The following is a 14,137-nucleotide window of genomic DNA, read 5'->3' on the forward strand; positions in this document are numbered from 1 at the left end:
AAGATGAAAAGAGAGATGATGAAAACAGAATGTCAATTTACTCACTTAGGAAGAACCATTTCGTTCCGTCCTATCGAAGTTGAAAGCGATTTACCAATTCTACACAACTGGATGCACCAAAAGCATATCAAACCCTTCTGGAAGCTCGATCTTCCAATGGAAGACCTTCACACTTGGTTAACGAATTCAACTCAAGCAAGTCATAAAGACGTCTATATGGGGTACGTCGATGACGAACCAGTATGTTATTTAATTGCGTACGACATAAAAGAAGATGCAATCAAGAACTATTACGATCCAGAGCCAGGCGATCTTGGCATGCACCTATTAATTGGTCCTCGTGAATACTTAAACCCAACTGATGGAGAAGCGATCATTCTTGCGATGGGATACTACCTCTTCAATAAATATGGTGCCAAACGGATCATAGGTGAACCTGATGTAAGGAACCGTATCATCCTTCCAATCATCAAACGATTCGGTGCAAACATACTAAAGGAGATCGAACTTCCGAACAAGAAAGCAAAGTTAGTTGCAATGGAGCAAAAAACGTTACTAAACTACTGTTCCGAATTTAACACTAGCGCAACGTTGAACATTGGGGATGCAAAGAAGTTGTGTGAGGGGACCATAACGAATGACTCACATTGATGCAGCAACATTAACCCTCATTTCTCGCATTGGAGAGCGAATGAAGGAACTTGAGCATCCGGATTTAAGCGTTCTTTCTCCTGAACAATCCCGATATTACTATGAGGAAGCAAGAGCATACTTTACTCCTATTAAAGTAGATGAGCTTACGGTTTATCATACTGAGATTGGTGAACACAACATACCAGTTAAAATTTATACGCCTCAACACTCAAACCCCTTACCAATCGTCATGTATTGCCATGGAGGTGGATGGGTATTCGGCTCGATTGAAAGCAGTGATAGCTTTTGCAGATATATGTGTCAATCACTTGGATGCATGATTGTATCCGTTGGCTACCGGTTATCACCAGAGCACCCATACCCTGCTGCACTTATTGATGTACTCGACACACTTAAGTGGTTGAAAGAAAACGGCGAACAATTTGGTGGTGATTCATCAAACATTTCCATTTCAGGAGAATCTTCAGGAGCAAACCTCGCAGCAGCTGCGAGTCTCGTTTGGAAGCGTGAGCTGAGCTCTCAACTGTTGATCACACCAGTATTGGATTACAACCTTTCAACAGCATCATATCTTGAAAATCACACGTATAACTTAACGAGTGAAAAAATGGACTGGTTTTGGAATCACTATTTAAAAGACAAGGACAGCGCGAGTGATCCGCTTGTTTCACCTTTACGCGCAGAAAAGTTGGATGACGTTGCTCCTGCATTCATCGTGACAGTTGAAAAAGATCCACTCCGTAGTGAAGGAGAAGCGTTCGCGAGTCGATTACATCACGCAGGTACACTTATTAAGCACGTTCACTATAAGTCACTTCTACATAGCTTTATCAATATGATCGGGAATAGCCAAGCAGCAAAGAAAGCTGTCGACGATTTGTTTGATGCTTATCGTGAGGTTCTTCACGGAAAAGGATCGACTAAGGAATCGAACTCTACTTTTTACGAATATGTCTAGAGTCATTTTTAAGAAGGAAGATAAGGAAGCGGGTGAATCACCCGCTTTTTTATTATTGTGTTGAATATTCTGAAATTACATTTTATACTAATATCATAAACATACCAACCGGTTAGTTAGTAATCTGAGGGGATGAATAACGATGAACTTTACCTATTCCGAGGTGTGTCAATCTTACCTCGAACGAGTATCAGCATTTATGGATACATACGTTTATCCGAACGAAAGCGTCTATGAAGACCAGCTTTCAAAACAAGATTCACGTTGGTCAGATGTACCTCCAGTTATGGAAGAGTTAAAGAAAAAGGCGAAGGAGGAAGGACTGTGGAACCTCTTCTTACCCGACAGCGAATATGGGAAAGGGCTATCGAACACTGATTATGCTCCGATATGCGAAGTGATGGGACGCTCCATGATTGGACCTGAGGTGTTCAACTGTGCAGCACCGGACACCGGGAACATGGAAGTTCTCGTCAGGTACGGCACTGATGAACAGAAAAAACAGTGGCTCGAACCGTTACTTTCAGGTGATATTCGTTCGTGTTTCTCGATGACGGAGCCTGATGTCGCTTCTTCAGATGCCACTAACATTCAAGCTCATATTGAGCGAGATGGAGATGGTGATGAATACGTCATCAATGGGACGAAATGGTGGTCATCTGGTGCAGGAGATCCACGATGTAAAATCGCAATTGTGATGGGAAAAAGTGACCCTACTGCTGCGAAACATGAACAGCAATCGATGATCTTAGTACCTCTTGATACAAAAGGTGTCACCATCAAACGAATGCTTCCCGTCTTCGGTTATGATCATGCTCCTCATGGTCATGCAGAAATTGAGTTTCGAGATGTTCGGGTACCCGCATCTAACATCGTTTGGGATGAAGGAAAAGGATTTGCGATCGCACAAGGGAGACTTGGACCTGGTCGAATCCATCACTGCATGCGGTTAATCGGAACAGCTGAGCGTGCGCTTGAGGATTTATGTAAGCGTGTACATAACCGTGAAGCATTCGGCAAGAAACTTTCAGAACAAGGGGTTGTAAGGGAATGGATCGCTGACTCTAGAATTGAAATCGAGCAAGCGAGACTTCTCACATTGAAGGCTGCCCACATGATGGATACCGTCGGAAATAAAGAAGCAAAAGCAGAAATTGCGATGATCAAAGTCGTTGCTCCGAATATGGCTCTAAATGTGATCGACAGAGCGATTCAAGCATGCGGTGGCGCTGGAGTAAGCGATGATTATACGCTTGCAGCACATTGGGCGAATGCTAGGACATTACGACTTGCTGATGGGCCGGATGAAGTTCATCGAAACGCTGTCGCGAAACATGAACTGAATAAGTATCGCTAAAAAGGGAGGAACACAGCATGAATGTGATGGAGTTATTTAGCTTATCAGGAAAAACAGCCATCGTGACTGGTGGCGGAAGAGGACTTGGGAAACAAATCGCAGAAGGATTCGCAGAAGCTGGTGCAAACGTCGTTGTTTGTTCAAGGAAACTGGAAGCATGTGAAGAAGTTCGAGATGAATTAGAAAAAATGGGCGTTAAATCCCTTGCATTCGAGTGTGACGTAACGAATCAGGAACACATCCAAAGAGTCGTCGATGAAACGATGAAACAGTTTGGGAGAATAGATATCCTCGTTAATAACAGTGGCGCAACGTGGGGAGAGTCTGTTATCGATATGCCTCTTCAAGCGTGGCATAAAGTGATGGAGGTGAACGTAACCGGCACATTCCTTTTTTCACAGAAAGTCGGGAAAGAAATGATCAAGCAAAAAAGCGGTAAAATCATCAACATCGCATCTGTTGCAGGACTCGGTGGTGCTGATCCTCGTTTCATGAATGCGATCGGCTACAACACGAGTAAAGGAGCAGTCATCACATTTACAAAAGATTTAGCCGTAAAGTGGGGAGAACACAACATCAACGTTAATGCGATCGCTCCTGGTTTCTTTCCAACAAAAATGTCAAAGGGACTAATTGAAGCTGGCGGTGACAAAATACTAGATTCGACGCCTTTAAATCGATTTGGGTCAGATGACGATTTAAAGGGTGCAGCATTGTTTTTGGCTTCAAATGCATCCAACTATGTAACAGGAGATATTCTCGTCGTTGATGGTGGACAGCACGCCATGTGATTAGGAGTTATGTCACCAAGGGGATTTCAATTTAAGCTTCATAAGACTAGAAAACGATGATACGCGATAGATAGAGAGGAACCTACTATGAAACACAAACTAACATTGAAAAGCATCGAGCTATTTGAGAAAAAAGGATTCAGTGAAACATCGATACAAGATATCGTAGACGCCGTCGGTGTGACGAAAGGAACCTTCTACTACTATTTTAAAAGTAAAGAAGCACTGTTGATGGACATTCATTCTTCTTACATTGACAGCATGATTCAGCAGCAAAAAGAGATTTTAGAAGACGGCTCGAAGAATTGTCGAACAAAGCTCTATGACATGGTCTACATGCTCATTCATAACATTGAGCTCGAAGGAAAAAGTGCGCGCGTCTTCTTTCGTGAAATAAAGAATTTGAATGAAGGAAATTTATCAGAGATTTTACCGAAGCGGGACCAAATCCGCTTTCATTTTGAGGACTTGTTAAAACAAGGCGTTGAAAATGGAGAATTCCGAAACAATCTTAATATCGGAATCGTCACTTTTGGTATTCTCGGCATGTCAAATTGGACTTACCAATGGTACCAGCCAGATGGACCTTTGCCTGATAAAGAAGTAGCTAGAATATTCGTTGATATGGTGTTAAATGGCATTGAGGAAAGCAATTAAAACTTCAGTATTCTTAAGGAGGAACGAAAATGAAGCATTCAGAAATTAGGAACATCACAGTCCTTGGAGCAGGATCGATGGGGCATCAAATCGGCATGCTCTGTGCACTCGGAGGATATAACACAACCATTCAAGATATTAATGAAGAGGCACTAAAAGGGGCACGTGAGAAACTTGAAGACATCATGACAAAGTGGGTTAAAAAGGGAAAGATCACAGAAGAAAATGTACAAGCAGCAATGAGTAGATTGCACTTTACTACAAGTTTAGAAGAAGCGGCTGTTCGAGCAGATTTTATCATCGAAGCCATCGTCGAGAAACTAGATGCTAAACGTGACGTCTTTCAAAAGATCGATGAATACGCATCTCCAGATGTCATTCTTGCAACAAACAGTTCAACGATTGTTAATTCCCTACTCGCTTCTGTTACGAATCGGAAGGATAAAGTCGTGAACATGCATTTCTTCTTCCCACCGCTCGTTATGGACTGTGTCGAAGTTGTTATGAGTGAGGAGACCTCAGAAGAGACCGCTCGTGTCACAATGGAACTCTGTGAACGAATCAATCGCACAGGCGTCTTACTAAGAAAAGAAATTTCAGGATTCGTTGCAAACCGTATCTTAGGCGCATTACAAAAAGAAGCGATGAACTTATACGAAGAAGGAATCGCAGACTTTGAAGATATCGATCTAATCTGTAGAAAAGCACTCAAGCACCCGATCGGTCCATTTGAATTGATGGATCTATCAGGAATCGATGTCGGCTACTATGTGATGCAGCAGCGTTACAGTGAAACTGGTAATCCTGAGGATAAACCTCCTAAGTTCATTGAGGAAAAGGTTAAGGCAGGGACACTTGGCCGTAAAACCGGTAGAGGCTTTTATGACTATACAAAAAAACAAGTGAAGAACTAGCAAGCTACTATTCTGGAGGTGAACGATGTCTTATTCAGATGATACGATTTCTGTTCGAGAAGGAGAAGAGCTCGATCAACGAAAGCTTGAAAACTTTTTAAGAGAAAACATCGAGGATTTGCCTGATGATTCGCTTACAATTCGTCAATTTGGTACCGGTAGTTCCAATTTAACGTATGAGCTATCGATAGGTGAGTGGGAAGCCGTTCTCAGAAGACCTCCCCTAGGACCTGTAGCACCGAAGGCTCATGATATGGAGCGGGAATTTACGATCTTGAAGGAACTACACCCGATCTTCCCTTTAGCTCCTAAACCGTATCTCTATCATGAACGTTTGCTAGGTGCTCCATTCTTTTTGATGGAAAGAAAGAGAGGTGTAGTGGTCGACACATCATTTCCTGACGGGTTTCAACCATCGGAAGCGCTATGCAGAAGCATGTCTGAGTCGATGGTAGACACACTCGTAGCGCTTCATAGCATTGACTATGAAACAACTAGATTGAAAGAAATTAGTCATCCTGACGGGTTTATGGAACGACAAGTTCACGGATGGATCAAACGTTATAACCGTTCGAAGACAGATGACATCAAAGGTGTTGAAGAGCTAACACGTTGGTTAGCAGACAATATTCCACACTCACAACATCCTACTGTTATTCATTATGATTTCAAACTGAATAACGCGATGTTTGCCCATGATGACCTAAGCAAACTAGTTGGTTTGTTTGATTGGGAGATGACAACTGTAGGCGATCCTCTCGCAGATCTTGGAGCGGCAATGGGGTACTGGCTGCAAGAAGATGACCCCGAACCGCTTAAACGCGGAATGGGAAAACCACCCGTCACAGTGATGAAAGGGTTTATGACAAGAGAAGAATTTATCGAGTCTTATGCGCGTAAATCCGGTAGAGACGTTTCTCAGATGAACTTCTATTTAACATTTGCTTATTTCAAACTCGCTGTTATTTGTCAGCAAATCTACTATCGCTTTAAAAAGGGACAAACATCAGATGAACGTTTCCGCCACCTCAATCACTTCGTTGCAAGCCTAATCGCTCACGCGCGGAACAATGTGAGTGTAAAACGGTAAAAAAGCTTCACCTTTAAGGAGGTCTCACATGGCAGGTACAAAGGCAAATCCCGCGGGCTCTGAGTTTCTTTATCAAAGAGCAGACGACGTTTTTACTCCTGAAGAATTTACAGAAGAACACCGTATGATTGCAAAGACAGCTCGTCAGTTTGTAGAGAGGGAAGTGAATCTACATAGAGAGGCGATTGAACAGCAGGATTTCGCTCGAGTTGTTTCGCTATTGAGGATAGCGGGACAGCTTGGGTTACTTGCTCACAGCATTCCAGAAAAATACGGAGGACTTGGGCTCGATAAAATCGCTAAAGGGATCGTTGGAGAGGTGATTGGAGAAACGAGCGGTTATGGTGTTGCTCACTCCAACCATACATGCATCGCTACGTTACCGATCACTCACTTTGGTTCCGAGGAGCAAAAGAAGAAGTATTTACCCAAGCTTGCTTCAGGTGAATTTATCGGTGCGTATTGTTTAACAGAGCCGAATGCTGGATCCGATGCGCTAGCATCCCAAACGACGGCTGTACTGAATAAAGAAGGAACGCACTACCTCTTGAATGGAACAAAACTATATATTACGAATGCGGCATTTTCAGATACGTTTATCGTGTATGCCAAGATCAATGGTGAACAGTTTTCAGCATTTATTGTAGAAAAGGATTTCCCGGGTCTATCACTCGGACCAGAGGAAAAGAAGATGGGGATTAAAGGCTCATCGACTCGATCAGTGATTTTTGAAGATTGCATGGTACCAGTCGAGAACCTTCTCGGAGAGGCAGGGAAAGGGCACGTAATTGCCCTAAACGTACTGAACTTAGGTCGTTTCAACCTCGGTTCAGCATGTACTGGTGGAGCAAAGCATGCCATGAAGTTAGCTCTTCAACATATTAATGAACGGAAACAGTTTGGACGAACCATCGCTGAATTTACGGCTACTCAAGATAAAGTAGCGCATATGATGGCTACAATCTACGCTTCCGAGTCTCTTCAATATCGAACGGCATCTTTGTTAGAGGGAGCCATGAAAAGACTTTATGACGAAACGGATCATACGATTATCGGCAAACAAATGATGCAGTACGCAGTCGAGTGTGCGATTTGTAAAGTCTTCGGTTCAGAAACGCTAGATGAAGTCGTCGATGAATCTCTTCAATTACATGGAGGAGCCGGTTTCATACAAGAGTATCAAATCGAGCAGATCTACCGTGATTCAAGGATCAACCAAATCTTCGAAGGTACGAACGAGGTGAATCGACTGTTGATCACCGGAACCCTCTTTAAGAAAGCGATGAAGGGTGACATTCCGACTGAAGAGCTAGTCGAGAAAGCAAGACGAGATTTAGAAGACAATCGTCATGAATCTCTAAATGAAGAATCGGCTATCCAGAGCATCCGAAACGTTTTTCTGTACTGTGTAGGAAGCGCATATGAGAAACACGGTGAACGGTTGATGGAACATCAAGAAACTGTGATGAAGCTTTCAAATATCGCGATCACGTTATACGCTGCAGAGTCTGCTGTTCTTCGAGCGGTGAAACATCAGAGTGAGATAAAACTCATGCTTGCGAAAACCTATTTAGAAGAAGCGCTTCAAACTACTGAGTCAACTGCTCGGAAGCTACTTATAAGTATTTTACCGAAAGAAGAGAAACAGCAAGCTGTTCAACTCGTTTTCAATGAACTTTCACCTTACGATTTTGGAAGTTCGATTGAACGGAACAGAAAAATTGCTCAACATAGTTACAAGAAACAGAAGTACGAAGTGTGAAAAGCGGGAAGGATTCGATGCTAGCTTATCAAAAATTGCAATCGCTTTCTTATTATAAAAATTCACGATGATTCGCTCATCGAACAATAAAAGGAGAGATTAGAATGGAAACTACAGTAAAAACAGATCATTTAAACGTAAATCTAGAGGGAGCAGTACTTCACCTTACGTTAAACCGTCCTGAAGCCTTGAACGCATTTAGCAAAGAGATGATCTTAGGTCTGACAAAGGCAATTCAGGATGCAAAGGAGAACGATGAGGTTCGTGTTGTAATCCTTTCTGGAGCGGGTAGATCCTTCAGTGCTGGTGGAGACGTGAAGACGATGGGCGACACTTCTTCAACCGAAGTTTATGAACATATTGGGAAATTGAATGAACTTGTACTTGCGATGAAAGACCTTGAGAAGCCGATTATTTCTGTCGTCCACGGATTTGCAGCAGGAGCTGGTTTCAACCTAGCGCTAGCAAGTGATATCATCCTAGCAGCAGAAGACAGCAGCTTCGTCTTAAGCTTTACTCAAGTAGGATTGATCTCAGATGGTGGGGGACTATCATTCCTTCCGCGATTAATCGGTCCATACAAAGCGAAAGAATTATTCTACTCAGCACAGCCGATATCTGCAAAAGAGGCAAAAGAATTAAGGATCGTCAACCAAACGTACCCATTATCTCAGTTACAAGATGAAGCGATCGCTTATGCTGAGAAACTTGCTAAAGGGCCTAGTAAAGCGTTTGGTTTTATAAAGAAAATTGCAGATGTATCCCTAACCGCATCGCTTCCAGACGTTTTAGAGCAGGAACGAATTACGCAGGCGATGATGGTAACGACGGAAGATCATAAAGAGGGGGCAGCTGCTTTTAAGGAAAAGCGCGCTCCACAATTTAAAGGGAAGTAATCTAAACGATCAACTATAGGTCACATTTATGGGAGGTGCTTTGCATTTCCCATTTTTTCTTTATGAGTTAAGGTTTTATCGAGTAGAGAACGTTTGTTCTGTTTCGGAATTTTGAACCTTTGAGATGGTTTCAATGCCTTTGAATCCTGAGATAGTATTAAATAGAATGATTAGGAGTAACGTTTTGAAACATCCAAAGTTAATCCTTTTGTACTGAAAGATAACCTGTGCTCGAAGTAAGTTTCCTAATAATAATAGGAGATTAGTTTCATTTAATAATCCTTCTGTAACCACGGTGTAACTCGAGCCCCTTATCATAGCGAAGCACACACAATGGAAAGGGGGTGTTGTTATATGCGATTGAAAATGAGTTGGGTTATTGGTGTAATTCTTTTGTTAGTATGCTATTCAGTCTTGTCACCTTCTTCCACATTAGCAGCAGGACAGTTCACTTCAGGATCCTACGGAGGAAAAACATATAAGCTGTATATTCCTGAACAATATGACCAAAATCAATCTTACCCATTGTACGTTATGCTTCACGGATGCACGCAAGATGCGAATCAATTTGCTACTAGTACACAAATGAATGCGCTCGCTGACGAAAAGGGATTTCTTGTTTTATATCCTGAGCAAAACTCGAGTGCAAACTCAAGTAAATGCTGGAACTGGTTTGAGCCAAGTCATCAGTCTCGAGGTAGTGGAGAACCGGGAGTCATCGCTGGAATGGTTCAGGAAATCCAGACAAATTATACGATCCAACAAAATCAAGTTTATGTAGCAGGGCTATCAGCTGGTGCGGCGATGAGTGTGATCATGGGCGCTACTTATCCCGATATATTCTCAGGAGTTGGGGTTGGTGCTGGCCTAGAATACAAAGCAGCTACAACTTCATCTTCTGCTTTTAGTGCAATGTCTAGTGGAGGACCTGACCCAACGTTACAAGGTCGTGCAGCATATAGCGCCATGGGTAGTCATGCAGAACTGTTACCTGTCATCGTCTTTCATGGGACGTCTGACTACACGGTTAGACCTGTGAACGGTGATCAAGTAATTTCACAATGGGCAGTAACAAATGATTTATCAGCTACAGGTACCGAAGACGAATGGATTGATGATGTTCCTGAAAACACGGAAAACTTGCAGGTTCCAGGCGGAAGAAGTTACACCTTAAGTGATTATCATGGGCAAGATGGTAAAGTGTGGATGAAAAAAGTTATCGTGGAGAGCATGGGGCATGCATGGTCTGGTGGGAGCTCACAGGGAAGCTACACAGACCCTCAAGGACCAAATGCGAGCAGGATGATGTGGGAGTTCTTTAATGCTAACGAACCGACTGATCCATCTGATCCAAATGCGCCTGTTACAACTGCTTCTCCAAGTGGAGGAACTTATCAAGATTCAGTGAGCGTTGAACTAAGCTCTAATGAACTAGTAACGACATACTATACGATTGATGGAACTATTCCAACCCAATCATCACAAGTCTATAGCAGTCCGATTAAGATTACGAAAGATACGACACTGAAATTCTTTAGTGTTGATTCGAATGGAAACGCTGAAAAGGTGAAAACAGAAAATTATCTCATTGAAACCAGTATTCCTAATGATCCGACTACGATTGTATCGATTGGGAATGAAGATGGGTTTGTTGGCCAATATACAGCTGATGGAAAAGGAACTAGTTCAGTAAAGGTCGGCGACAAAGGGATGTATAACACTGATACGTATCGTGGGCTGCTTTCGTTCGATACAAGTGGGATTGCAGAGACAATCCAATCCGCAAAAATCCGATTATACGTAAAATCAAAACAAGGGAACATAGCAAACCTGCAGCTAGATGTAAAAAAAGGAACGTTTGGTAGCAATTCTTCAATTGAACAAGCAGATTACGGAAGTGCACCAACTCAATCCACAATAACAAGTTTTGCACCTCCGAGTGGTGATTATATCGATATAGAACTGCCAACTAGCAGCTTATCTAGTATTAACTCGAATGGACTTACACAGTTCAGGTTGAAAGCGACGACAACAGCAGGATTCAATGCTAACGTAATTGAATTTTACGGTGGAGAAAGTGTTGGATATGAACCGACGTTGATTCTAAATTAAAACGATGAGTGATTCCATATAATACAAATAAACTAATTATACAAAACTAATAGACTATTCGTGTAAACACGAGTAGTCTATAGTTTTTTAGCGAGATTTATAAAGAGCGATCTAGAATTTATTTGGTTGCTACGAAGATGACAATTAATGAACGATCGTAAACGTAAAGTATGACGATGAAGCAGAAGTGAGAGAGCTTAAGAAGATCTACATGTCTTTCTAATTTTATCTTAGTTAACATAATATATATTATAGGAAGTCGTATTAAATAATGAAATTCCGTCTCAATCGTTAAGTAAACTTAAGATAGTGAGACGGAATTAAAAATTATTTACCTAATAAGCTTCTGACGTCTTCCGTTAATTTATTATCACTTATCAAATAGTTTTTAAACTTCTTGTTCTCATTGTCATTTCTCGAAATGACAATTGAATCATCATCTAAGTTGATACGCATTTCTTTTCCAGTTTTAAAGTAAACAATCAGATCAGCTTTATCAACGCTTACTCGGTGTGTTGGAACTTCTGTTATTTTACTTTTGCCGAAGCTGTTGATCCACTTGATTAACGTTTCTTCATTTTCTTTTGATGTGACCACTTCGTTAGCATTCGTTGTTTTACTATGTAAGTGGATTTCATAAATGTTCTGTTCTTCGATTTTCTGGTGCAAACTGATATCGAGACTAATTGCACTCGCAGTGTTTTTATATTTATCGTTCTTATAGTCTACATAAATTTCAGCAAGTTTTAGATAACTAAATGCAAGAACAGAGAAAAGTAGGATGGTTAAGAGTCCTTTTGTGGCTTTTTTCACAATCATCACCCGCTTTCCTTATCTAGCGACTACTGTATAAATCCAACCTCTTCTATCATAACAAAAATTCTGATTCTTCGCGTGATTATGTAAGAACTTCTATAAATGACATTGTTTTGTTACAAAATTTCCTCATTAGGTACTACGCTAATCGCAGAAAAAGGCGCCAGTTGTATAGCGCCCTGCATCCAATTTCTATTTTCTAAACGCGTTTTCTAATTGTTTAAGACCTTTTTCAAGCGTGGAGCGAGGACAGGCGATGTTAATTCGCTCAAACCCCTTCCCTCCTTCTCCAAATATATATCCTTCATCAAGTGCTAACTTTGCCTCATTTTGTATAAACGCCTCTAATTCTTCATGATTTAGTTGAAGAGATCGAAAGTCCAACCAGACCAGGTACGTTCCTTCAGGCTGAATCACACGAATTTCAGGCAGATTTTCTTTAATGAATGCCGTTAGATAGGATAAATTATCTTCTAGATAAATAAGGAGTTCATCTAACCACTTCTCACCATGTGTGTAAGCCGCTTCTATCCCTAGAATTCCAAGCGCGTTTGGAGCAAACAATCCCATCTTCTTCATATAATCTTCGTACTGCTCCCGCTTCTTTTCGTCCGGTATAACGATCGCAGATGCTTGTAAACCTGCAATGTTAAACGTCTTACTTGGAGAAATACACGTGATAGTATTCGCTTCTATTTCTGATGAAAGCGTTGAAATTAGGGTGTGCTCATTCCCTTTTAAGATTAAATCAAAGTGTATATCATCCGATACGATCAACACGTCATGCTGAACACATAAATTCGCTAGAGTTGTTAATTCATCACACGTCCACACGCGACCTACCGGATTATGAGGATTACAAAGTAGTAGCATTTTAACCGCTGGGTCTTTTACTTTTTGTTCTAAGTCCTCAAAGTCCATCTTATATGTACCTGACTCTAGAACAAGCGGATTGTCCACTACGATCCGATCATTCTTCTCGATCATATCCCGAAATGGATAATAAACCGGTGATTGAATTAGAACTTTATCGTCTTTTGAGGTATACGTATTGATTGCTGCAGCTATCGCAGGGACAACACCAGACGTAAAAACGATCCAATCGTTATCGATCGACCAATCATGCCTTCGCTCTAACCAGTCTTTCACCACGTTTCTCGTATTCTGTGTAGGCATCGAATAGCCAAAAACCCCATGCTTCACCCGCTCCATAAGCACTTCTATCACTTTCTCAGGAGCTTTAAAATCCATATCCGCCACCCACATAGGAAGCAGAGCTTCTTTCTGAAAAATATCATCTGTATGATCCCATTTTACTGAATGAGTATTGTGTCTATCTATTTCTTCATTAAATGAATTCATAAGATCCCTCCGTAAGGTAGTCGTCATCAATAACTTTATCAAAACGAGCGGAACGTGTCTGAAATAACGCTTATAAAAAGTCGATAGGCGTATTTATGAGCAATACATTACAATGTAATGATAAAATAGGAGTCAATGTTAGGATTAAGCGAGGTAATTAACATGAATACATTGCATCATGCGTTTTGGAGCTACTTCTTCTTTCGGAAGAAGCAACGGAAAACGGTCAAGTCGATCGTGATCGGTGGAATCGCTCCTGATATCATCTATTATGTCATGTTCTTATACTTATTAGCTGAATACGGAGTACAAAGACTATTCGGTTCACAAGAAGCGTTTTCAATGCACGGTTTCGTTCATGTCTTATTTGACCACCCTGTCGTCGATCTCTTGAGGAAACTCGGACATTCTTTTGTGATTTGGTTCATCGCGTTTATTGTCCTTATGATTTTGCATAAAGGGTTTAAACTAACGCCACTCTCTGGCTTTATTTGGGGATGGTTCCTCCATGTGTTCGTCGACTTTTTAACACATATGAATGACGCTGTTCCAATTTTTTATCCAATTAGTGATCGTGTTATTCCTGGTATTGTGTCCTATTGGCATTCGGATTACTACGGCACTGAATTTGGTGTGACGCACTCTATCTTACTAGTCTCCACCATTATCTATCTCGTGATTGAGAGGCGCAATACAAAGAAAGCTAAAAAGCGTTTAAGCGATGAAAAACTTGAACTATAAAAAAGATCCTGCCATCGCGGTAGGATC

13 protein-coding genes are annotated in these 14,137 nt (G+C 41.4%); 11 read left to right on the forward strand and 2 right to left on the reverse strand.

Annotated elements, in window-relative coordinates:
* Positions 1-3 precede the first annotated feature (3 nt).
* The 10 genes from PFZ69_RS16580 to PFZ69_RS16625 all read left to right on the forward strand — a co-directional run bounded on the left by PFZ69_RS16580 (position 4) and on the right by PFZ69_RS16625 (position 11,191).
* The gene (locus PFZ69_RS16580) at positions 4-651 is read left to right on the forward strand and encodes a GNAT family N-acetyltransferase (protein ID WP_270182214.1); all 648 of its coding nucleotides are present in this window, start codon (positions 4-6) and stop codon (positions 649-651) included.
* Entirely contained in the window at positions 638-1,612 is a 975-nt protein-coding gene (locus PFZ69_RS16585; RefSeq protein ID WP_270182215.1) for an alpha/beta hydrolase, read from the forward strand. The genes PFZ69_RS16580 and PFZ69_RS16585 overlap by 14 nt, the downstream gene beginning before the upstream one ends.
* 142 nt (positions 1,613-1,754) lie before the next feature.
* On the forward strand, positions 1,755-2,969 hold the full coding sequence (locus tag PFZ69_RS16590) for an acyl-CoA dehydrogenase family protein (RefSeq protein ID WP_270182216.1): 1,215 nt from the start codon (positions 1,755-1,757) through the stop codon (positions 2,967-2,969).
* A gap of 17 nt (positions 2,970-2,986) precedes the next feature.
* Positions 2,987-3,760, forward strand: coding sequence for an SDR family oxidoreductase (locus PFZ69_RS16595; protein ID WP_270182217.1), 774 nt, complete (start codon positions 2,987-2,989; stop codon positions 3,758-3,760).
* Positions 3,761-3,847: 87 nt separating this feature from the next.
* Positions 3,848-4,417, forward strand: coding sequence for a TetR/AcrR family transcriptional regulator (locus tag PFZ69_RS16600; protein ID WP_270182218.1), 570 nt, complete (start codon positions 3,848-3,850; stop codon positions 4,415-4,417).
* 29 nt (positions 4,418-4,446) lie between these two features.
* A complete protein-coding gene (locus PFZ69_RS16605) occupies positions 4,447-5,331 on the forward strand; it encodes a 3-hydroxyacyl-CoA dehydrogenase family protein (protein WP_270182219.1) in 885 nt (294 codons plus the stop codon).
* 25 nt (positions 5,332-5,356) lie between these two features.
* A complete protein-coding gene (locus PFZ69_RS16610) occupies positions 5,357-6,421 on the forward strand; it encodes a phosphotransferase family protein (RefSeq protein ID WP_270182220.1) in 1,065 nt (354 codons plus the stop codon).
* A 28-nt stretch (positions 6,422-6,449) separates the two neighbouring features.
* Positions 6,450-8,183, forward strand: coding sequence for an acyl-CoA dehydrogenase family protein (locus PFZ69_RS16615; RefSeq protein WP_270182221.1), 1,734 nt, complete (start codon positions 6,450-6,452; stop codon positions 8,181-8,183).
* 104 nt (positions 8,184-8,287) lie between these two features.
* The gene (locus tag PFZ69_RS16620; RefSeq protein ID WP_270182222.1) at positions 8,288-9,079 is read left to right on the forward strand and encodes an enoyl-CoA hydratase/isomerase family protein; all 792 of its coding nucleotides are present in this window, start codon (positions 8,288-8,290) and stop codon (positions 9,077-9,079) included.
* Positions 9,080-9,433: 354 nt separating this feature from the next.
* Positions 9,434-11,191: an extracellular catalytic domain type 1 short-chain-length polyhydroxyalkanoate depolymerase gene (locus tag PFZ69_RS16625; protein WP_270182223.1), complete on the forward strand. Its 1,758-nt coding sequence runs from the start codon at positions 9,434-9,436 to the stop codon at positions 11,189-11,191.
* 327 nt (positions 11,192-11,518) lie between these two features.
* Here the strand turns inward: PFZ69_RS16625 and PFZ69_RS16630 are convergent, their stop codons facing one another.
* Positions 11,519-12,010 (reverse strand): hypothetical protein, encoded by a 492-nt coding sequence (locus PFZ69_RS16630; RefSeq protein ID WP_270182224.1) that lies wholly within the window; start codon positions 12,008-12,010, stop codon positions 11,519-11,521.
* A gap of 189 nt (positions 12,011-12,199) precedes the next feature.
* A complete protein-coding gene (locus PFZ69_RS16635; RefSeq protein WP_270182225.1) occupies positions 12,200-13,369 on the reverse strand; it encodes a MalY/PatB family protein in 1,170 nt (389 codons plus the stop codon).
* Between the two features lie 162 nt (positions 13,370-13,531).
* Here PFZ69_RS16635 and PFZ69_RS16640 point away from each other — a divergent pair, with 162 nt between their 5' ends.
* Entirely contained in the window at positions 13,532-14,110 is a 579-nt protein-coding gene (locus PFZ69_RS16640) for a hypothetical protein (RefSeq protein WP_270182226.1), read from the forward strand.
* Positions 14,111-14,137: the final 27 nt, after the last annotated feature.

It is taken from the genome of Alkalihalobacillus sp. CinArs1, assembly GCF_947387515.1.
Lineage (GTDB): Bacteria > Bacillota > Bacilli > Bacillales > Guptibacillaceae > Guptibacillus.